This is a genomic window from Actinoplanes sp. NPDC004185 (assembly GCF_053603475.1).
In genome coordinates, this window is sequence record NZ_JBSGFR010000009.1 from 15,808 (window position 1) to 35,961 (window position 20,154).

At 71.2% G+C, this 20,154-nt stretch carries 21 protein-coding genes; 10 read left to right on the forward strand and 11 right to left on the reverse strand.

The window, feature by feature from the left end; all coding sequences use genetic code 11:
- Positions 1 to 199 precede the first annotated feature (199 nt).
- Entirely contained in the window at positions 200 to 1,060 is an 861-nt protein-coding gene (locus tag ACWEOZ_RS11270; protein WP_451910605.1) for an Fpg/Nei family DNA glycosylase, read from the reverse strand.
- A 25-nt stretch (positions 1,061 to 1,085) separates the two neighbouring features.
- Here ACWEOZ_RS11270 and ACWEOZ_RS11275 point away from each other — a divergent pair, with 25 nt between their 5' ends.
- Both ACWEOZ_RS11275 and ACWEOZ_RS11280 read left to right on the forward strand, forming a co-directional pair.
- Positions 1,086 to 2,276 carry a glycosyltransferase family 4 protein gene (locus tag ACWEOZ_RS11275; protein WP_451910606.1) on the forward strand — a complete coding sequence of 397 codons (1,191 nt, stop codon included), beginning with the start codon at positions 1,086 to 1,088 and terminating at the stop codon, positions 2,274 to 2,276.
- 30 nt (positions 2,277 to 2,306) lie between these two features.
- On the forward strand, positions 2,307 to 3,827 hold the full coding sequence (locus ACWEOZ_RS11280; protein WP_451910607.1) for an arylsulfotransferase family protein: 1,521 nt from the start codon (positions 2,307 to 2,309) through the stop codon (positions 3,825 to 3,827).
- A 1-nt stretch (position 3,828) separates the two neighbouring features.
- Here the strand turns inward: ACWEOZ_RS11280 and ACWEOZ_RS11285 are convergent, their stop codons facing one another.
- Genes ACWEOZ_RS11285 through ACWEOZ_RS11295 form a run of 3 tightly spaced genes read right to left on the reverse strand, consistent with a single transcriptional unit; the run spans position 3,829 to position 6,321 of the window.
- Entirely contained in the window at positions 3,829 to 4,566 is a 738-nt protein-coding gene (locus ACWEOZ_RS11285; RefSeq protein ID WP_451910608.1) for a CDP-alcohol phosphatidyltransferase family protein, read from the reverse strand.
- The gene (locus ACWEOZ_RS11290; protein WP_451910609.1) at positions 4,541 to 5,602 is read right to left on the reverse strand and encodes an iron-containing alcohol dehydrogenase family protein; all 1,062 of its coding nucleotides are present in this window, start codon (positions 5,600 to 5,602) and stop codon (positions 4,541 to 4,543) included. Before ACWEOZ_RS11290 ends, ACWEOZ_RS11285 begins: the two co-directional genes overlap by 26 nt.
- Entirely contained in the window at positions 5,590 to 6,321 is a 732-nt protein-coding gene (locus ACWEOZ_RS11295) for a phosphocholine cytidylyltransferase family protein (RefSeq protein ID WP_451910610.1), read from the reverse strand. The genes ACWEOZ_RS11290 and ACWEOZ_RS11295 overlap by 13 nt, the downstream gene beginning before the upstream one ends.
- Positions 6,322 to 6,558: 237 nt before the next feature.
- Here ACWEOZ_RS11295 and ACWEOZ_RS11300 point away from each other — a divergent pair, with 237 nt between their 5' ends.
- The 3 genes from ACWEOZ_RS11300 to eccB all read left to right on the forward strand — a co-directional run bounded on the left by ACWEOZ_RS11300 (position 6,559) and on the right by eccB (position 10,637).
- Entirely contained in the window at positions 6,559 to 7,653 is a 1,095-nt protein-coding gene (locus ACWEOZ_RS11300) for an aminotransferase-like domain-containing protein (protein WP_451910611.1), read from the forward strand.
- A 310-nt stretch (positions 7,654 to 7,963) separates the two neighbouring features.
- On the forward strand, positions 7,964 to 9,103 hold the full coding sequence (gene corA / locus ACWEOZ_RS11305; RefSeq protein WP_451910612.1) for a magnesium/cobalt transporter CorA: 1,140 nt from the start codon (positions 7,964 to 7,966) through the stop codon (positions 9,101 to 9,103).
- A gap of 64 nt (positions 9,104 to 9,167) precedes the next feature.
- Complete coding sequence (gene eccB, locus ACWEOZ_RS11310) at positions 9,168 to 10,637, forward strand: type VII secretion protein EccB (protein ID WP_451910613.1); 1,470 nt, start codon at positions 9,168 to 9,170, stop codon at positions 10,635 to 10,637.
- Between the two features lie 82 nt (positions 10,638 to 10,719).
- Here eccB and ACWEOZ_RS11315 read toward each other — a convergent pair whose 3' ends face one another.
- Positions 10,720 to 11,451: a hypothetical protein gene (locus ACWEOZ_RS11315; RefSeq protein ID WP_451910614.1), complete on the reverse strand. Its 732-nt coding sequence runs from the start codon at positions 11,449 to 11,451 to the stop codon at positions 10,720 to 10,722.
- A 200-nt stretch (positions 11,452 to 11,651) separates the two neighbouring features.
- On the opposite strand from ACWEOZ_RS11315, the gene ACWEOZ_RS11320 reads away from it, so the two are divergent.
- Positions 11,652 to 12,176, forward strand: a complete 525-nt coding sequence (locus ACWEOZ_RS11320) for a peptidylprolyl isomerase (protein WP_451910615.1) — start codon at positions 11,652 to 11,654, stop codon at positions 12,174 to 12,176.
- A gap of 32 nt (positions 12,177 to 12,208) precedes the next feature.
- A complete protein-coding gene (locus tag ACWEOZ_RS11325; RefSeq protein WP_451910616.1) occupies positions 12,209 to 13,123 on the forward strand; it encodes a rhomboid family intramembrane serine protease in 915 nt (304 codons plus the stop codon).
- Here ACWEOZ_RS11325 and ACWEOZ_RS11330 read toward each other — a convergent pair.
- Entirely contained in the window at positions 13,096 to 13,923 is an 828-nt protein-coding gene (locus ACWEOZ_RS11330) for a PASTA domain-containing protein (RefSeq protein ID WP_451910617.1), read from the reverse strand. The genes ACWEOZ_RS11325 and ACWEOZ_RS11330 overlap by 28 nt on opposite strands.
- Positions 13,924 to 14,014: 91 nt before the next feature.
- Positions 14,015 to 14,437, reverse strand: a complete 423-nt coding sequence (locus ACWEOZ_RS11335; RefSeq protein WP_451910618.1) for a PH domain-containing protein — start codon at positions 14,435 to 14,437, stop codon at positions 14,015 to 14,017.
- A 36-nt stretch (positions 14,438 to 14,473) separates the two neighbouring features.
- On the opposite strand from ACWEOZ_RS11335, the gene ACWEOZ_RS11340 reads away from it, so the two are divergent.
- Together ACWEOZ_RS11340 and ACWEOZ_RS11345 are read left to right on the forward strand one after the other, a co-directional pair.
- Entirely contained in the window at positions 14,474 to 15,604 is a 1,131-nt protein-coding gene (locus ACWEOZ_RS11340; protein ID WP_451910619.1) for a thiolase family protein, read from the forward strand.
- A 58-nt stretch (positions 15,605 to 15,662) separates the two neighbouring features.
- A complete protein-coding gene (locus ACWEOZ_RS11345; RefSeq protein ID WP_451910620.1) occupies positions 15,663 to 16,118 on the forward strand; it encodes a hypothetical protein in 456 nt (151 codons plus the stop codon).
- On the opposite strand, the gene ACWEOZ_RS11350 is transcribed toward ACWEOZ_RS11345, so the two are convergent.
- Both ACWEOZ_RS11350 and ACWEOZ_RS11355 read right to left on the reverse strand, forming a co-directional pair.
- Positions 16,115 to 17,002, reverse strand: coding sequence for a transketolase family protein (locus ACWEOZ_RS11350; RefSeq protein ID WP_451910621.1), 888 nt, complete (start codon positions 17,000 to 17,002; stop codon positions 16,115 to 16,117). The genes ACWEOZ_RS11345 and ACWEOZ_RS11350 overlap by 4 nt on opposite strands.
- Positions 17,003 to 17,007: 5 nt before the next feature.
- Complete coding sequence (locus tag ACWEOZ_RS11355; RefSeq protein ID WP_451910622.1) at positions 17,008 to 17,688, reverse strand: transketolase; 681 nt, start codon at positions 17,686 to 17,688, stop codon at positions 17,008 to 17,010.
- A gap of 39 nt (positions 17,689 to 17,727) precedes the next feature.
- Here ACWEOZ_RS11355 and soxR point away from each other — a divergent pair, with 39 nt between their 5' ends.
- A complete protein-coding gene (gene soxR / locus ACWEOZ_RS11360; protein ID WP_451910623.1) occupies positions 17,728 to 18,177 on the forward strand; it encodes a redox-sensitive transcriptional activator SoxR in 450 nt (149 codons plus the stop codon).
- A gap of 21 nt (positions 18,178 to 18,198) precedes the next feature.
- On the opposite strand, the gene ACWEOZ_RS11365 is transcribed toward soxR, so the two are convergent.
- Positions 18,199 to 18,519, reverse strand: a complete 321-nt coding sequence (locus ACWEOZ_RS11365) for a hypothetical protein (protein WP_451910624.1) — start codon at positions 18,517 to 18,519, stop codon at positions 18,199 to 18,201.
- Positions 18,520 to 18,563: 44 nt separating this feature from the next.
- On the reverse strand, positions 18,564 to 20,114 hold the full coding sequence (locus tag ACWEOZ_RS11370; protein WP_451910625.1) for a DUF4419 domain-containing protein: 1,551 nt from the start codon (positions 20,112 to 20,114) through the stop codon (positions 18,564 to 18,566).
- Positions 20,115 to 20,154: the final 40 nt, after the last annotated feature.

Genomic DNA, 20,154 nt, shown 5'->3' on the forward strand with positions numbered 1-20,154 from the left:
TACGTCCTCCCGCATCACGTACCGCCCACACCGAGAACATTACGCACCGCCACGGCCCTGGGGGGTCCGGCGGGGCCGCCGGTTCCTAGCGCGCCGCGCACGAAGCGTGGGACCGGGCCACTATACCGATGGAACGGTCCAGAAGAAGGGGACGTTGCGCCCGCTTTCCCCCACGGAACGGCTTGTGCACGCTCAGTGACTATCGGATCAACTTGGACAACCGGCGGTCGGCGAGCGGCTTTCCGCCCGTCTGGCACGTCGGGCAGTACTGCAGGCTCTTGTCGGCGAACGAGACCTCGCGGACTGTGTCACCGCACACCGGGCAGGGCAGGCCGGTGCGGGCGTGGACCCGCATCCCGGCGCGCTTCTCACCCTTGAGCTCGGCGGCCTTCTGCCCCACCGAGCGGGTCACGGCGTCGGTCTCCACCTGGCGCATGGCCTCGAACAGGGTGCTGATCTGCTCGTCGGTCAGCTTGTGGGTCAGCGCGAACGGCGACATCTTCGCCACGTGCAGGATCTCGTCGGAGTAGGCGTTGCCGATGCCGGCCAGCACCTCCTGGTCGGTGAGCACGCCCTTGACCTGGCCCCGGCGGCTGCGCAGCCGCTCGGCGAACTGGTCGCGGTCGACCTCCAGCGCGTCGGGGCCCAGCCGCGACACGCCGGGCACCTCGGCGGGGTCACGCACGAGGTACGCCGCCAGTGACTTCTGGGTGCCGGCCTCGGTCAGGTCGAAGCCGGACTCGTCGTCGAGGCGTACCCGGATCGCGATCGGCCCGCTGCCCGGCTTGAGCGGCGCGGGCGACTTGAACGACTCGCGGTAGTGCAGCCAGCCGGCCCGGGCCAGGTGCACGACCAGGTGCAGCTCCGGGCCCAGGCTGAGATCCAGGAACTTGCCGTGCCGGCCGGCGGCGGTGACGACCAGGCCGGCGACAGCGGAGGCGGGCGGGTCGTAGGTCTTCAGCGCGCTGAAGGACGAGACCTCGAAACGCTGGACGGTACGGCCGACCGCACGCTCCCGCAGGTACGCAGCGAGCGCCTCGACCTCGGGAAGCTCCGGCACGCCCTCAACGGTAGCGTTTCCCGGCGTGAAGGTCGTCGTAGCGCACAACAGATATCGCGAGGCCATCCCGTCCGGCGAGAACGTCATCGTCGACACGGAGATCGCGCAGCTCACGGCGGCCGGGATCGAGGTGCTGCCGTTCCAGCGCGCGTCCGACTCGATCGGGGAGCTGCCGCTGGCGCAGAAGGCCCTGCTGCCGCTGTCGCCGATCTTCGGCCGGGCGGCGCAGCGGGACCTCGCGGACCTGCTGCGGCGGGAGCGCCCGGATCTGCTGCACCTGCACAACCCGTACCCGTTGCTGTCGCCGTCGGTCGTGCGGACCGCGCACGCGCACGGCGTGCCGGTCGTGCAGACCGTGCACAACTACCGGCAGGTCTGCTCGTCCGGGCTCTACTTCCGGGACGGGCACAACTGCCACGACTGCCGGGGCAGGGTGGTGGGCTGGCCGGCCGTCGTGCACAAGTGCTACCGCGGCTCGGCGGCGCAGAGCGCCCTGATGGCGACCACGCTGGCGGTGCACCGGCCGACCTGGAAGTCGGTGGACCGCTACATCGCGCTGACCGGGCGGATCGCCGAGCACCTGCGGAACTACGGCATTCCGGACGACCGCATCGTGATCAAGCCGAACGGCCTGCCGGATCCCGGCGATCCGGAGCCGCTGGGTGACGGTTTCCTGTACGCCGCCCGGCTCTCCCCCGAGAAGGGCCTGGCGCTGCTGCTCGACGCGTGGCGCCGGCACCCCGACGGGGCGCTGGGACAGCTGCGCATCGCGGGCGACGGGGAGCTGCGGCCGCTGGCCGAGCAGGCGGCGGCCGAGCGGGCCGACGTCACCTATCTCGGCCCGCTCGACCAGGCCGGCATGGTCGCCGCCCGCCGCGCCGCCTCGGTGATCGTGGCCGTGCCGACCTGGGACGACGTGCTGCCGACGGTGATCCTGGAGGCGATGGCCGCGGGCCGGCCGGTGCTCGGCACCGACGTCGGCGGGATCCCGTACCTGCTCGGGATCGGCGAAACCGTGGCCCCGGCGGGCTGGGCGGTCGGGCCCGACCCGGAGAAGCTGGCCACCGCGCTGCCGATCGCCCGCGTCGACGCCGCGGCCGTCGCGCCCGCCGCCCGCGACCGCTACCTGCAGGCTTTCCACCCGGACGTGGTGACCCGGCGACTCATCGACATCTATGCCGGGCTCACAGGCAATTCCCACCCCGCATCGAGGTAGATCACCATCGAAACGGGGAAAGCTGGCCCCGTGACCGAAGCCAAACTTTCGCGCCGCAACCTCCTGCTCGGCGTCGGCGGCGCCGTGGTCTTCACCGCGGCCGGCGCCGGGGCCGGCTATGCGATCGCCGACAGCAAGGACGACGCCGGAACGCCGCCGGCCGCCCCGCAGGCCGGTCCCGCGAAGTACCGGTCCCGCCCCGACCTGCGCACGCTGCCCGACGTCACGATCACGACGCCGGCCAACGCGACCGCCCCCGGCTACATCTTCCTGACCCCGGCGTCCGGGACGGGGCTCTGGGGTCCGCTGATCGTCGACGACAAGGGTTCGCCGGTCTGGTTCCGCAAGGTGCCCGACCCGGCCACGGTGGCGATCGACTTCAAGGTCCAGCAGTACCGGAACAAGCCCGTCCTGACCTGGTGGGAAGGGACCATCGGCGGCACCGGCGGGCAGGGCGTCGGGCAGGGCGAGTTCGTCATCGCCGACACCTCGTACCGGGAGATCACCCGGGTCCGGGCGGCGGGCTCCGAGCAGGCTGATCAGCACGACTTCGTGATCACGCCGGACGACACCGCGATCTTCTGGGTCTACGACCCGGTCCCGTACGACTTGTCCGCGCTCGGTGGGCCGGCCGACGGCGTGCTGCACGACGGGGTGATCCAGGAGGTCGACATCCGGACGGGCAAGCGGGTCTTCGAGTGGCGGGCCCGGGACCACGTCGAGCTGTCCGAGTCGTACGCGCCGCTGCCCGAGGGCGACTCCGCGCACCTGCCGTACGACTACTTCCACGCCAACTCGGTCGGGCTCGACGCGGACGGGCACATCCTCGCCTCGGCCCGGCACACCTGGACCAATTACAAGATCGATCGCAAGTCGGGCAAGGTGCTCTGGCGCATCGGCGGCAAGAAGTCCGACTTCACCGTCGACGAGAGGGCCAAGTTCAGCTGGCAGCACGACTTCCGGCGCCGGCGCGACGGGTCGTACAGCATCTTCGACAACGGCGCCGGCATCACCAAGGAGCGCGAGCAGTCCCGCGGCCTGATCTTCAAGGTCGACGAGGCCGCCCGGACGGTCACCTTCGTGCAGGAGTTCCTGCACCCCGAGAAGCTCTCGGCCCCGACGCAGGGCAACTTCCGCGAGCTGGCCGACGGCGGCTCGTTCATCGGCTGGGGGCAGAAGCCCTACTTCACCGAGTACGCCCCGGACGGCACCGTGCGGCTCGACGGGCACCTGCCGCTCGACAACCAGTCGTACCGCGCGTACAAGGCTGAGTGGGCCGGGGCGCCGCTGGACCAGCCCGCCCTGGGCCTGCACGTCGATGGCGGCAACGTGGTCGTCAGCACCAGCTGGAACGGCAGCACGAAGGTCGCCAAGTGGCGGGCCCGGGCCGGCGGCCAGCCGCGCGCGCTGACCCAGACCGCCGAGGCCGGCCGCACCGGCTTCGAGACCACGCTCAAGCTGCCGGGCACCCCGGAGTACGTGGTCGCCGAAGCGCTCGACAGCAACGGCAAGGTGCTGGGGACCTCGTCGGCGATCCCCGTGCGCGTCTGAGTCAGCCCTTCAGGGCAGACCGGCCCGAGAAGGCGATGCTGGCGGCCAGGAAGGCGCCGTTGACCAGCGTGAACGCGCCGATCACGAAGATCGTCCACTGTGGCGCCAGAGTCAGCACCAGGCCGGCCAGGGCGATCACCGCGCCGTAGTCGCGGACCAGCTTGACCACGCGGACGGGCAGCGAGCGGCTCGTCACCATGCTCGACGCCTGGCTGCCGGTCTGCATCACCGAGGTGACCAGGTTGACCATCCAGGTGCCCGCGAAGGCGGCGACCAGCCACGCCGGGGTCTCCGGAACCTGCGCCTCGGCGACTGCGGACAGGGCCGCCACCAGCGCGATCTGACCGGCCACGTCGCACAGCACGTCGACCCGGCCGCCGGCCGCGCTGGTCTGGCCGGTGACCCGGGCCAGCTGGCCGTCCGAGCAGTCCAGCGCGTACGCGAACTGCCATCCGACCAGCGCGAGCAGTCCCACCGGCCAGGCCCACACCTGGCCCTCGGCCACCGGGCCGGCCGCCGCCACGACCACGAACGAGACCAGGCAGCTGAGCCCCAGATTCGCCACGGTCAGCACGGTGGGTGCGAGCCGGTGCTTGTGGGCGAAGACGGCGATCCGGGCACCGACCCGCTGGCTGATCGCCTCACTGAACAGCCCGCCACCCCGGTTGACGCCGTAGTAGTCGGCGGCGGTGGGCGGGCGTTCCACTGTCGGCTCAGCGGCCGGCGACGGCGTCGTCATATTCGGCCAGCTTCCTGCGGATCTCGTCCGGCGACATCGCGAGGTGTTCCAGGATGGTGTAACGGTCCGGCCGGGTCCGCGGCGCGAAGTCGACGACCTCGACCAGCTGCTCGCGGGTCAGGCCGACGTCGGCGGCCGTGCGGGGCAGGCTGTGCCGCACCAGGCAGTCGGACATCTGGGCGAAGCGGCGCTCGTCGCCCCGCAGGAACGTGCAGTACAGCGCGCCCAGGCCGGCGAGCTCGCCGTGCGAGGCCGTGCCGGGGAACAGCGTGTCCGTCGCGTGGATGATCTCGTGGCAGCCGCCGCTGCACGGGCGGCTGCTGCCGCACACCGCCATGGCCAGGCCGCTCGAGATCAGCGCCTCGGCCAGGATGGTGACGAACGCGTCGTCCTGCATGTCGCCCGGCATGCTGAGAATGGCCTCGGCGCCGACCCGCGACAGGGACGCGGCCAGGCCGTCGACCGGCTCGCCGCGGACCTCCCGGCCCAGGTCCCAGTCGGCCAGCGCGCTGATGTTGCTGATCACGTCGCCGATGCCGGCCCGGTTGACCCGGTCCGGGCCGTTCTCCACGAAGTCCAGGTCGACGATCACCGCGTACGGGATGTGCACCCCGTACGAGCCTTTGATCCCGTCGTTGATGAGGCTGGCCACCGGGGACGCGATGCCGTCGTTGGCCAGGCTGGTGGCCACCGACACCATCGGCATGCCCCAGCGGTTGGCCGCGTACTTGGCCGCGTCGACGGTCTTGCCGCCACCGATGCCGACCACCGCGTCGTACGAGCGGGAGCGCAGCTTCGCCGCCAGCTCCAGCGCGGCGTCGAGGGTGCCGCCGGTGGTCGTGTAGACGTCGGCCGAGCCCAGCGACGGCCGGATCATCTCGGCGATCCGCTCACCCTGACCCGGGCCGACCACCACGGCCACGTCACCGCCGGCCGAGATCCGGCCGTCGGCCAAAATGCGGCCCAGGTCCGCGACCGCGCCCCGGCGGACGTCGATGTGCAGCGGCGTCTGGACGCTGCGGGCTAGTAACGGCATGCGATGTCCCGCGCCTTGGCGAGGTCGTCGTGGTTGTCCACCTCGACCCACGGGATGTCGCCGATCGCCGCGCCCCGGATCTCACCGCCGCGGTTGGCGTACTCCTGGTAGCCGTCCTCGTAGTACAGGTCGGGGTTGCGCTCGAAGGTCGCCTGCAGCGCGTCGGCCAGCCCGGCGGCCGCCTCGGCCTCGATGATCGTGGCGCCGATGTACTCGCCCGATGCCTCGGCCGGCTCCATGAGCTTCGTGATCTTCGTGAGCCGGCCATCTGCCGAGAAGACAGCCTTCATCTCCTCGTCAGCAAGCTTCTTCACATTGTCGATGGCGAGCAGGATGCCGGGGCCGCGGTTGGCCAGCAGGGTCTGCTCGACGCTCACCGGGTGCACGGTGTCGCCGTTCACGAGCAGTGCACCCTGGGCGAAGTGGTCCCGCGCCAGCCACAGCGAGTAGGCGTTGTTCCACTCCTCGGCCTTGTCGTTGTGCACCAGGGAGATCTTCACGCCGTACTTCTGCTCGAACGCGTCCTTGCGCTGCTCGACCGCGCCGGCCTGGTAGCCGACCACGATCGTCACGTCCGTCAGCCCGGCCGCCGCGAGGTTGCGCAGGGAGATGTCCATGATCGTGGTCTCCCCGTCCACGGGGACCAGCGCCTTGGGCAGCGTGTCCGTGTAGGGGCGCAGCCTGCGTCCGGCGCCGGCGGCGAGTACCAAGCCGATCATGGGGTGGTTCCTTCCCGAAGTGAGGGGCGTGCCAGCCGAGGATAGCGGTGGGTTCACATACCGAGATTGTGCAGGACCGCGGAGCCGTCCTCGGCCAGTGCGGAAAATGCTTGCGTGCGGATGACCGGCGCTGGAAGAAATGCGGCCGTCGTCGCCCCCGACGAGAGCTCCGCCGTCGGACGGCGGGGTCGGGGGACACTCGAAAAATGACATAGAGCCTGCTCGTAAGCTTGGGGCATGACCGCTGAGCAGCTGATCTCGTTCGCAAGAGGGGCTCCGTCCCTGGACATCATCGACGTGCAGGGCCTCAAGGCCGCCGCCGCCCGGGCCTTCGACGCCGATCCGGCCGGGGTGACCGCCTACGGCACCTCTGTCGGTTACGTCCCGCTGCGCAAGTGGATCGCCGAGAAGCACGGCGTCGACGCGGACCAGGTCATCGTGACGAACGGTTCGCTGCAGGCCGACGCGTTCCTCTTCAACCACCTGGTCAACGCCGGCGACGACGTGATCGTGGAGAAGCCGACCTACGACCGCACCCTGCTGAACCTGCAGAACCTGGGCGGCAAGGTGCACCAGGTGACGATCGAGCCGGACGGCATCGACGTCGCCGAGCTCAAGGGGATGCTCGAGGCGGGCCTGCGCCCGAAGCTCGCCCACATCATCCCGAACTACCAGAACCCGGCCGGTGTCACGCTCTCCCTGGAGAAGCGGCAGGCCCTGCTGAGCCTGGCGGTCGAGTACGGCTTCACGATCTTCGAGGACGACCCGTACGTGGACATCCGCTTCCGCGGCGAGGCCCTGCCGTCGATGCTGTCGATGGACTCGGAGAACGTGGTCGTGCACGCCTCCAGCTTCACCAAGACGGTGTGCCCCGGTGTGCGCGTCGGTTACCTGGTCGGCCCGGCCGCCCTGATCGACGCCATCGCCAAGAAGGCCACCAACCTCTACATCTCGCCCGGCATGGTGTCCGAGGCGATCGTGCACCAGTTCTGCGTCTCGGGCGACATCGAGCGGTCGGTGCAGACGGTCAGCACGGCGCTCGCCGAGCGGGCCCGGGTCCTCGCCGCCTCGCTGCGCGAGCACATCCCCGGCGCCACCTTCACCGAGCCCGACGGCGGCTACTTCCTGTGGGTGGATCTGCCGTCCTCGGTGGACGTCGACAAGCTGTTCCCGGCGGCCATGAAGAAGGGTGTCGCCGTGGTCAAGGGCAGCGACTTCCTGCTGGACGGCGGTAAGTCGTCGGTGCGGCTGGCGTTCTCCGCGGTCACCGTCGACCAGATCGACGAGGGCGTACGCCGGCTGGCCGCGGCCATCGCCGAGGTCTCTGCCTGATACCTGCCTGACTGTCGGGTTTCCGACACTGCGCCTCAGACGCCGGTCCCGGGTTTCGCCGGGACCGGCGTTCGGCTCACAATGCTGCTGCACCGGCTGCATGACCATGCGGCCCGGTGCGTCGACACCCACCCCCGCCCCCCGGCGCCGGGCGGGCCGATCGCACCTTCACCCCCCGAAATGCGGCCGGTCCGTCCGGCGCCACCCGGCCGGCCGGCATGCGGGTGGCCCGGCCGGGCAAGGTAACGGGCGTAGCCTCGTGCAGGCCTCACCCCGAGGCCGGCCGACATCACCCCTGGGGGAGGCAGCCATGAGCGACGACGTGCACCGCAGCCGGACCACCGGCGTCAACCGGTCACTGTCCCGGGCCTGGACCGCCCCGGTCCGGGCGATGAACCGCTTCCTCGGCGCCGACGACGGCCGGCCCGACGAGCCCGGCCGGCCCTACCACGGCACGGCGGTGGTGGACTGCGGCGTCTACGTCGACGGCAAGCGCGAGCCCGGTGACTTCACCCCGGACGAGGCGCTGCGCGAGGCCTGCAGCCGCGAGAACGCCTTCGTCTGGCTCGGCCTGCACGAGCCCACCGCGGCCGAGATGGCGGCCATCGCGCGCACGTACGACCTGCACGAGCTCGCGGTCGAGGACGCGGTCAAGGCGGAGCAGCGGCCCAAGCTGGAGCAGTTCAACTCGGTGCACTTCCTGGTGCTGCGCACCGCGCGCTACGTGCCGCACGGCGAGCTGACCGAGACCTCCCAGGTGGTCGAGACCGGGCAGATGATGCTCTTCGTCGGCGAGCGCTTCGTCATCACGGTCCGGCACGGCGACGCCTCCCGGCTCGCGCCCGTGCGGGCCGACATGGAGGCCCGTGGCGAACTGCTCGCGCAGGGGCCGTGGGCGGTCGCGTACGCCGTGACCGACCGGGTGGTGGACGCGTACATCGCCGTGGCCGACCAGGTGGAGACCGACCTCGACATCATCGAGGAGGGTGCCTTCTCCCGGGACAGCGGCAGCCCGGTGCAGCAGATCTACCAGATGAAGCGCGAGATCGTGGAGTTCCGCCGGGCGGTGGTGCCGCTGCAGCGGCCGCTGGCCACGATCACCTCCCCGCAGAGCCGGCAGGTGCCCAAGGAGATCCGGCGCTACTTCCGCGACGTGCAGGACCACCTGACCCGGACGGTCGAGCAGGTCGCCTCGTACGACGATCTGCTCAACTCGATCCTGCAGGCCCGGCTGGCCCAGGTCACCGTGGACCAGAACAACGACATGCGCAAGATCGCCGCCTGGGCCGGTATCGCGACGGTCTGGACCGCGATCGCCGGCGTGTACGGGATGAACTTCGAGCACATGCCCGAGCTCGCCTGGCAGTACAGCTACCCGGCGCTGATCACGTTGATGCTCGCCATCTCGGTGCTGCTCTACCGGGCGTTCCGCCGCAACGGCTGGCTCTGACCCGCCCCCCACCGTCCCCGGCCGACCTTTACAGTGACGGAGTCGCCCTGGGGAGGGAAGTCGCGTGCCGTCACGCCAGGATCAGCTGCACTCGTACCAGTACTCGCAGCAGCGGGTGGTGGCCGCGCTGGTCACCCACGACCCCGATCCGCACCGCTCGCCGCTGCGCCGGGCCGGCAGCGCCGCCCTGATCAGCCTGGTCGTCGCGTCGCTGGCCGTCGGTGGCGCCGCCGTCTACGGCCTGCTCAAGGGGCGCAGCTCGGTCGATCCGCGCAACGAGGCGGTGGTCTTCCTGGAGAAGGGTTCGGGCGCCCGCTTCGTCTACCTCAAGTCCGACGACCGGATGCACCCGGTGCTCAACTACAGCTCGGCCCTGCTGATCGCCAACGCGACCGAGCCCAAGATGGTCGACGCCTCCTCGCAGAGCCTGGCCAAGGTGCAGCTGGGCGATCCGCTCGGCATCCCGGACGCCCCCGACTCGCTGCCGGCGGCCAAGGGCGGGATGGTGCCGCGGGTGTGGACGGTCTGCTCGCGGACGCCGGCCGATTCCGGCTCCGGCACCCCGGCGCAGAGCCTGCTCGTGGTCGGCGACCGGCTCACCGACGGCACCGTGCTGCCCGTGCCCCGGGCCGACACTCCCGCCGCCGACCTGCGCGGCCTGCTCGTCGTCGACCCGTCCGGGCGCACCTACCTGGTCTACAACAACAAGCGGTTCCTGATCCCGGCCGGCCGGCTCCAGCGCACCCAGTCCTTCCTGGGCTGGACCCAGCAGCCGCTGCCGGTGGCGGCGGCCTGGATCAACGCGGTGCCGATCGGGCCGGACCTCAAGCCGCCGGCGATCCGGGACCTCGGTGACCCGTCAACGGCGATCGACGACTTCGAGATCGGCCAGCTGCTGCGCATCCGGGGCGACGCCAGCGGCACGGACAAGTGGGGCGTCGTGCTGGGCGACGGCGTGGCCGACATCACCGACGTGCAGGCGCGGCTGCTGCAGGTCGACCCGGAGGCGTACGACCGCCGGGACATGGACCTCAATCTGTACAGCAGCCTGCCGCACTCGCGGACCCAGCTGATCGGCGAGGCCGCCGCCGCGGGCCTGCCGCCCGCGGTCCCGGTGCTGCTCAACGGCCCGGAGCAGGTGTGTCTCACCTACGACGGCGAGGACGCCAAGGGTGACGCCGGCCGGGGCGTGATCAGCATCCGGATCGGCCCGACGGCTCCGAACGGCAGCCCGGTCGCGGGTGCGCCGGCCGTCGCGGGTGGCGTGCAGGCCGATCTGGTGCACGTGCCGCGCGGCAAGGGGGCGCTGGTCGTGGCGGCCGCTTCACCCACGGCGCCGGCCGGTAGTGGCACGGTCAGCATCGTGACGGACACCGGACGCCGCTATCCGGTCGCCAACCGGGAGGTGCTGCCCCGCCTCGGTTACGCCGGTGTCGAGCCCGCCCCGATCCCCGGCCAGCTCGTCTCGCTGCTGCCGCAGGGGCCGGCGCTCGACCCGGTGCGCGCCCGCCAGGGCAAATCCACCGAGGGCTGACCGGCCGGGCTGAACGCAGCGAGGCGGGCGGACGGCTCCGTCCGGAGCGCCCACCCGCCTGCAGGATCTGCGTAACCGGGGGTCAGTTCTTCTTCTGGCCGCCGCTGGCCAGCCGGGCCACCTTCGGGCTGTGCTGCGCCGACTGGGTCTGGTCGACCGGGTCGACGTCCACCAGCTCGATGGCGGGCTCCGCGGTGCCGGCACCGACCGTCGAGTCGACGTTCTTGGCCGGGTCCGAGCCGGCAGCTCCGACGACCGGGCCGGTCTCGCCCTTCGGCGTGACGAAGCCCGACGGACCGGACAGGTCAGCCGGCTCGGCCAGGGCCTCGTCGGTGCTGGTGATCCGCGTCGTCGCGGGGCTCGGGTCGTACTCGTCCCACTGCTCCTGACGACGCTTGCGCATCACGTACGCGCCTGCGGCACCCACTGCGGCGCCGGCCAGCAGCAGACCGCCGAGCTTGCTGCCCGTACGGCTCTTCTGCTTGCGGCCCAGCGTCTTGTCGGCCCGCTTCTGCAGCTTCTTGGCGTTCTTCTTGACGTCCTTCTTGCTGGCCTTGACGTCCTTCTTGCTCGCCTTGGCCGTGCTCTTGCTGACCTGCTGCGCCTTCTCAGTCGCGGCGGTGACCAGCGGCGTCAGCGTCGCCACGGCGCTGCCCCAGCTGCTCGACGCGGCATCCTTGGCCTTGCTGGCCGTCGGCTGCACGCGGTCGCGGGCGGCATAGAAACGGGGACCCACGGTCGCGCTGGTCTCCTGTGCGGCGAGCGATGCCGCACGCTTGAAGTGATCAACGCTCTGACCGAGCTCGCTCTTCATCTTTGCGCTGCGGTTCTTCCGTCGCATCGTTGCGAACACCAGTGCCCACCTCCTGTGGTTCTCTCCCACGTCATGTTGCCCTCTTGGGTACCCCCGCGTTGCCGGATCAGACACATGGGGGAGGATCCGAACTGCAAAGAACTGTCCAGCGCCGGCCCTCCACCTAGCGACCGGCGACCGCGACACTGATGGGAGTACCCGTGGCCGAGACTCTTTACGCCACCCTGCACACCAATCACGGCCCGATCCGGCTCCAGCTCTTCCCGGACCACGCGCCGGCGACCGTGCGCAACTTCGTGGAGCTCGCGGAAGGCACCAAGGACTATGTCGACCCGCGGACCGGTCAGAAGGGCAACGGCCCGTACTACGACGGGACGATCTCGCACCGGGTCATCGCCGGCTTCATGATCCAGCTCGGCGACCCGACCGGCACCGGTCGCGGTGGCCCGGGCTTCCAGTTCGCCGACGAGTTCCACCCGGAGCTGCAGTTCGACCGTCCCTACCTGCTCGCCATGGCGAACGCCGGACCGGGCACGAACGGCTCGCAGTTCTTCATCACCGTGGGCGCCACCCCGCACCTCAACCGCCGGCACACGATCTTCGGCCAGGTCGCCGACGAGCAGTCGGCCAAGGTCGTCGACTCGATCGCGGCCACGCCGACCGGCCCGGGCGACCGTCCGCGCGAGGACGTCGTGGTGGAGCGCGTGGAGATCGAGCGGGCGTAGTTCCGTTACCCCGTCCGGGTACCGTTGTGGGTATGAGTGAGTCTCCGGTGACGGCGCCGGTCTGCTACCGACACCCGTCGAAAGAGACCTACGTCCGTTGCACCCGCTGCGAGCGGCCGATCTGCCCGGACTGCATGAACGAGGCCTCGGTCGGCCACCAGTGCCCGGAGTGCGTTGCCCAGGGCAAGCGCACGCAGCGGCCGGCCCGCACCGCCTTCGGCGGCAGCGTGGCCGGCCGTGCCGGCACGACCACCAAGGTCCTGATCGGCATCAACGTCGTCGTGATGCTGGTCTCCATCCTGAGCGGCGGCGCGAACGCGGTCGCCGGCGGCGGCTGGGGCGGACTACTGGGCGGCAGCACCCCGCTCACCGAGTGGGGCGCGGTGCTCGGTTCCGCCGTGTACGGCCCGGCCGGCGACGTGGTCCCGCACGGCATCGCCCACGGCGAGTGGTATCGCCTGTTCACCGCGATGTTCCTGCACTACGGCGTGCTGCACCTGCTGATGAACATGTACGCCCTGTGGTTCCTGGGGCGCGACATCGAACGGGTGCTCGGCCCGGCCCGCTTCGTGGGCCTCTACCTGCTGGCCGGCCTCGGCGGCAACGTGGCGGCCTACCTGCTCGCCGCGCCGAACTCGATGACCGCGGGCGCGTCGACGGCTGTCTTCGGACTGATGTCCGGCATCTTCGTGCTGCTCAAGCGGCTGAATCTGAGCGTGGCGCCGATCCTGCCGGTGATCGTCATCAACGTCGTCTTCACCTTCGTCGTCTCGAACATCTCGGTGGCGGGGCACCTCGGCGGACTGGTCGTCGGCGCGATGACGGCGGCTGTGCTGGCGTACGCGCCCAACGACAAACGCAACCTGGTCCAAGGGGTCGGCTGCGCAGCGATTCTGGTGATCCTCCTGGCGCTGGCTGTCTACCGCACGCTGTCCTTGATGAGCTGAGGGCCGGTCGCGGCCAGGCAGACCCGCCGGCTTGCGCCGATCCGGACGCCGGCGGCCACGTCCTGACCGGTGACCCGCCATTCCGACCGCGGGGTGGGGGGCTCCTCCGGCGCGTGGCACACCGTGACGTCGGTCAGGCCGGCGCGTGCTGCCACGTCCAGGGCACTGGCCAGCCCGAGGCCGACGAGGCCGGGCATGACGATCTCCTCGCGGGCGTGGGCACGATCGGCCGCCCTCGCCTCGGCGGCTCTGGCTTCGGCGGCCCGGGCATCGGCGGCCTTCGCGGCCAGCAATTTCGCGGCCAACGCCTTGTCGTCCGCGGCCCGCTGCGCAGCGGCCCGTTCTTCCGCGGCCTTGGCTTCCGCGCTGCGCCGGGCCTCGGCCTGTTCTTCCGCAACCTTGGCTTCCGCTACTCGCCGCGCCGCGGCCTTGGCTTCCGCGGTCCGCCGGGCCGCGACCAGGTCCTCCGCGGCCTGGCCGGCTGCGGTCCCGCCCGCACTGACCGATCCGGAACCCCGGCCCAGCCGCACCTGATCGACGTTCGTGCCCCACCCGACGCCGAAGCACAGCAGCACGACGGCTGCGCCTGCCCCGACGATCCCGGTCAGAGTCCGGTGGCGGCTCGTCCAGCCGGCACCTCTCGCCGTCGGAGCGGACGGACGGGCCCGGCGGGCAGAGCGCCACGACAGCCGGCTCGCCGATTCCGGCAGCTCACCGGGCACGTCGATCGGTTCGGCCGGCGGTAACGGAAGCCGGGGCCGGGGCATGACGGGTCGCAGGGACGGAAGGGTGAAGCGCATGCGGTTTCCTCAGCACAGATACGGGCGATGACCACCAGGGACGATCATCGCCGCCGTACCGGCCGAGCGGGGACAGATCCCCGCAATTGCCCTAGAGCGGGGCGTTGGCCCGCAGGGCGTTGAGGGACTCCGCGACCTCTTCGGGGTCCGTGCCCAGCTCATGCAGGCTGAACAGGTGCAGGCTGTCGCCGGCGTCGATCTCCAGCAGCCGGTTGCGCAGGCCCATCCGCTCGCGGCGGTCCACCCGTACGCGTTCGATCTGCGGCCAGGCCACGTGCCGGCGCCGGACGAAGCCGACCACCATGGTCACCCCGCTCGTGTCCGCACTGAGCCGGATCGGCGCGATCAGGTCCCGGACCGCCCAGCCGGTCAGCGCGGCGGCCACCGCCGCCGCGATGACCCATTGCACCGGATCGCCGCGGCCGAACGCCAGGACCAGCGCGACCAGGGCCACCGCGCCGAGCAGTTTGGCGATCGGCAGGACGGGCCGCACCCGCCACTGAAGAGGCGACATGGAACCACTATGGCAGCCCGGCGTACCGTCGGCAGTATGCGAGACGCGGTGATCGTGGGGGCGGTACGCACTCCTGTCGGACGTCGCAACGGCGGGCTGGCGCAGGTGCATCCGGTCGACCTGTCGGCGGTGGTGCTGCGGGCGCTGGCCGAGCGCACGGGCATCGACCCGGCGGACGTCGAGGACGTGATGTGGGGCTGTGTGTCCCAGGTGGGTGAGCAGTCGTGGAACGTCGGCCGTAACGCCGTGCTGGCGGCCGGCTGGCCCGAGTCGGTGCCGGCCACGACGATGGACCGGCAGTGCGGCTCCAGCCAGCAGGCGCTGCACTTCGCGGCGGCGACCGTGCTGTCCGGGCAGGCCGATCTGGTGGTGGCCGGCGGGGTCGAGTCGATGAGCCGGGTGCCGATGGGCTCCAGTGCGGCCGGCGCCGATCCGTACGGCTCGGCGGTCGCCGAGCGCTACGGCACGACCGTGTTCAACCAGGGCGTCGGCGCCGAGATGATGGCCGAGCGGTGGGGCCTGTCCCGGCACCAGCTGGACGAGTACGCGCTGGCCAGCCACGACGCGGCGGCGAAGGCCCAGGACGCCGGCGAGTTCGACGCGGAGGTGGTCCCGGTCGGCGACGTCACCCATGACGAGGGCATCCGGCGCGACACCACGCTGGAGAAGCTAGGTGGGCTCAAGACGCCGTTCAAGGCGGACGGCGTGGTCACGGCCGGCTCCGCGTCGCAGATCTCCGACGGGGCGGCTGCCCTGGCCGTCACCAGCTCACGCTGGGCGGCCGCGCACGGCCTGCGGCCGCTCGCCCGCATGCACACGGCGGTGGTGGCGGCGGCCGATCCGGTGATCATGTTGACCGCGCCGATCCCGGCCACCGCGAAGGCCTTGGCCAAGGCGGGTCTCACCCTGGACGACATCGGCGTGTACGAGGTGAACGAGGCGTTCGCGCCCGTACCGCTGGCCTGGCGGGCCGAGACCGGCGGCGATCCGTCCCGGCTCAACCCGCGCGGCGGGGCGATCGCCCTCGGACATCCCCTTGGCGCCTCAGGGGCCCGGATCATGACGACGATGATCCACCACATGCGACAGACGAAGGTCCGCTACGGCCTGCAGACGATGTGCGAGGGCGGCGGAATGGCCAACGCCACGGTGCTGGAGCTTCTGTAATTCGATATTCATCGGGTGTTCCCCGCTGCTTCCCCGTCCGGCGGCCGTTAAACGCCACATGGACGTGTTCTCCCGTACGTTCCTTCCCGCCGCCGCCGAAGCCGGGGTTGCGATCCCCACCGTGAGCCGGCACATGCCCATCTTCCGCCGCTGTGTGGAGCCCGACGACGCCACGGTGCTGGTCACCAGGTGCGTGAGCCCGGACCGGCCGCTGGCCGGGGACTTCCTGCTGCTGCTGACGTACCGCCGGATGGTCGTGATCCAGGAGACCCGGGTGCTGCACCGGCTGCGGCTGCACCTGAACGCCAACCTGCGGCACCTGAGCGACGTCACCTGGAACCCCGACCTGCGGACGTCCGTCGTGGACGTCGCGGCGACGGCGGTGGACGGGGTGCGCGAGCGCTTCCGGATGCGCCTGGCCGAGCCGGCGCAGGTGTGGCACGTCGACACGCTACTCAAGCACGTGTTCCGCGAGCGCCGCACCCCCGCCTTTCCGGCCGCCGTCGCCGCCTAACCACCGGCCTGCAGGAACGCGCTGATCGAAGTGCGCAGACCGGCTGGGTCCAGACCGTGCCAGCGCGCATGGTCGGCGGGGGTGCCGTACCGCCGCTGCTCCGCGCGGCCCACCCCGAGATGCAAACTGCGATGGGGTACGTCGGACAGCGCCGCCGCCACCAGCCGGCTCGACGTGCCGGCCAGGTAGGGCTCGACCACCACCACCTCGCGGCTGACCAGCTCCCGCAGACCCCGGGTGTCGAGCGGCCGCGGCGTGAGCGTGTACGCGACCGTGACGTCCAGGTCAGCGGTGGCGGCGAGCACCGGGTCGAGCATCGGCCCGACCGCCAGCACCACCGGCGCCCCGGCCCAGCCCTGCCGCACGACCTGCACCTTGTCCGTGGGCGCGTACGCCCGGCTGTTCTGCTGGGTCGAGAGCCGCACGTAGATCCGGTCGTCGTTGCGGGCGGCCGCCCGCAGCAGTGCGGGCACCTCGTTCGGGTGACCTGGCACGTGCACGGTCCAGCCCTCGAGGGTGTCCAGCAGGGCGACGTCGCCGGGTGACTGGTGGGTGTAACCCCCGCTGGACGCGTCGTACGAGGCGCCGATGCTGACCAGCACGGCGCCGACATCCTGGTGGCCCAGGTCCAGCTTGATCTGCTCGTACGCCCGGTCGATGACGAAGGGCGCGTACGAGTGCACGTACGGCCGCAGCCCGGTGAGCGCGAGCCCACCGGCGACCCCGGCCATGAGCTGCTCGCGGATGCCGACGTTGAGCACCCGGTCGGGATGCCGGCGCTGAGCCGGCGCGAACGCGTCGCCGGAGATGTCGGCGATCACGACGGCGGTCCGCGGGTCCTCGTCGAGCAGGGCGGTGGTGGTGGCGACGAAGGTGTCTCGCATGATCCTCAGCCTTTCTTCTCGACGGCGGCCACGACGACGTGCGGACGGTCGCGGTCGCGCTCCCGCAGGGCGATCTCGATGGCCTCGTGGTCGCGGCCATCCACAGTGGAGGCGGTCCAGCCCGGGAACCGGCTGGCGATACCGCCGGGCCAGCCGTGGGTGGACGACTGGTTGTCGATGACGATCGCGGTGAGCTTGTCCAGCCGGGCGGCGGCCGCGTACGCGATCGCCTCATGGTTGGAACCCTCGTCCAGCTCGGCGTCGCCGAGCAGCACGAACGTCCGGGCGTCGAATCCCTGCGCCCGCAGGCCGAGGGCGGTGCCCACGCCGAGGCCGAGCCCGTGCCCCAGCGAGCCGGTGCCGATCTCGACGCCGGGGATCAGCACGCGGTCGGGGTGGTGCCCGAGCGGGCTCCGCGGCCCGCCGAGATCGTCGAGCCAGTCGACGGGGATGAACCCCTTCGCGGCGAGCACGGCGTAGTAGCCGGCGGGCCCGTGCCCCTTGGAGAGCAGGAACCGGTCCCGATCAGGTTCGTCGACGGTGTCGGGCGTGACCCGCAGCACCCGGTCGTAGAGCACCCAGAGCACATCAAGGGTCGAGTACGCGCTGGGTGCGTGCTTCTCGTCACCGGTCAGCCGGGTCAGCAGAGCGCCCAGCAGATCTGGATTTACCGCTGTCGTAGTCATAGGCTCACTCTGCAAGTTAAAGCTCACTTCAACTCAAGGATGTCGGCAGTGGAGCTTCTCACCATCGGCGACATGGCCGTCCGCAGCGGCGTGGCCCAGTCGGCGTTGCGCTACTACGAACGCGAAGGCCTGATCCGGTCGACGCGCACGGGCGGCAACCAGCGCCGGTACGAGCGGCACGAGCTGCGCCGGATCGCCTTCATCCGGATCGCCCAGCAGGTGGGGGTCTCCCTGGAGGAGATCCGCGAGGCCCTGGCGGAGCTGCCGGAGAACCGCACCCCGACGAAAGCGGACTGGGCCCGGCTGTCGGCGCGATGGCGGCGCAAGCTGGAGGCCCGCATCGCGATGATGGAACGGCTACGCGATCAACTGACCGGCTGCATCGGCTGCGGATGCCTGAGTCTGAGCCGCTGCAAACTGATCAACCCGGAGGACCGGCTGGCCGCCCGCGGCACCGGCCCCCAAATGATCATCAACCCGCCGGACTGACGGCCCCGCGCCCGGGTGCGGTCAGGCGACCCGGGGTACGGGCAGCGCACTCATCCGCACGTCGCCGGTCTGCTCAGGGGAGGGCGCCGGCCGGGTCACAGTCGCGGTGTCGTCCTGAGGCTCCGGCGCGCCGGCCGGTGGCACGACGTCGGTGAGGAAGGCGGCCAGTCGGCCGGCCTCTTCGGCGGCCAGGCGGAAGGAGCCGCGGCAGACCGGGCCCGCCCACAGGGAGACGACAATGACGCCGCGGTCCTGGTGGTAGCTGACGCGCATGCTGCGGTCGTCGCCGCGTACATCCTGGAAGACGTCGCCGACGGCTGGGATCGGAAGCACCTCGCCCATGACGCCAGCTTGCCGGAACGACGGTCCGGAGGGAAGGGGTGTCTTCAGGAGGCCGGTGGCCGGCCGTCCTGTGGCGCTGCGGGGTCCTCGCCGGCCGGCTGGTCGAGCTGGTCGAGCCGGCCGGTTTCCAGGTGGCTGATGTCGCCGCCGGTGTCGAGGGCGGTGGTGAGCAGCATGGCGAGCGACGTGCCGTAGAGGGGGACATCCGCCGGGTCGTCGCGCAGGACCAGGTCCGGCTCGTCCTGGCTGTGGTCCGGGCCCTGGTCGGTGGTGCAGGCGAGCCAGTGCAGAGTCTCGGTGGCGTCGTCGACCGCCGCGCCGAGGGTACGGCCGCCGGGCAGGTCGATGACCGCGATGATGCTCGGGCGCCCGGGGCCGCGGTACAGGTTGCCGTGCTCGGCGACGGGCCGCAGCCGCCAGGCGCCGTCGAACAGGACCGCGGAGCCGAGGCGCCGGTAGATCGCGGCCAAGTCGGCGGAGGCGAAGAGCAGGCGGTCCTCGCCAGGCGGGGTGCTGTGGTGGTCGCCGATGATCCGGTCGATGACATCGTCGATCTGCGGCTCGGCCCGGGTCAGGTGCCACCCCGCGACCGGCCGCAGCGCGCCGTCATGGTCCTGGGCGACGGCGACCAGCCCGGCGTGCAGGGCGACCATGTGGTTGTCCCCCTCGGCGCGATCGTTGACGTTGACGGTCACGCGGGAGAGCGTGGCGGGGACGGAGTCACTGCGGATGCCCGGTCCGGTGTAACCCATGCGGTCGGAGGTCAGCTCGCGAGGTTCGTCGATCGGCAGCTCCAGCAACGGATTGGGCCGGTCGACGGTGCCGTCACCCTTGAGGTAGGGGTACAGGCCGGCCACCCATCCGGTGATCACCTCACCGCCGTAGGCGTCCGCCGGGTTGTAGATCCGCTGCCAGAAGCCGGTGTTCACCACGCCCGCAGCAGCCTGGACGAACTCGTCGACGACCGGCACCAGCGACTCACGCCACCGCTCCAACCCGAACACGGACAGCGCGTCCACCCGCTCCCGGATCTTCCGCCAGTCGGCCTCTGTCCCCGTCAGCGTGATCGACGGGATGCCACAGACGCACGTCAACCACAGCGAGAAGTAAGGCGCGTACGCGTCGAGCAACACGATCTGCCCCGCGACGCGGTCGACGTCGGTGCTCGTGGTGAAGTCACAGGCGAAGAGATCCGCGTTGTCGATCTCGCCGGCGAGCTGCTTGCTGAACGACCCGACCAGGGTCTTCCAGGACTCGGCGTCCGTGGGCATCGGGCCGAGGTGGACTACTTCGAGGCGCTTGCGGCCGGGATGGGACACGAGGTGCGGTCGCAGCTCCTCGGCGTGCAGGCGCACATGCTGCGCGACGCCGCGGGCGATGGTCAGCCATACCGCGTCGGGGGACAGCACGAGCGGACGATGCTCGGCGAACGCGCGACCGACGGCGCTCAACAACGGATCCACGCCGTCCGGCGCGAGGACCGGCCCGGCCGGGTCACCGCCGACAGCCAGGGCGTCCGCGAACAGGCTGCCGAGAGGCTGGGTCGGTAAGGGCTCGACCGCGGGGACGACGTCATCGACCGGAAAGCTCACCACATCCACGACGGTAGCTGTCGATGCGAGATCGACCCGTCCC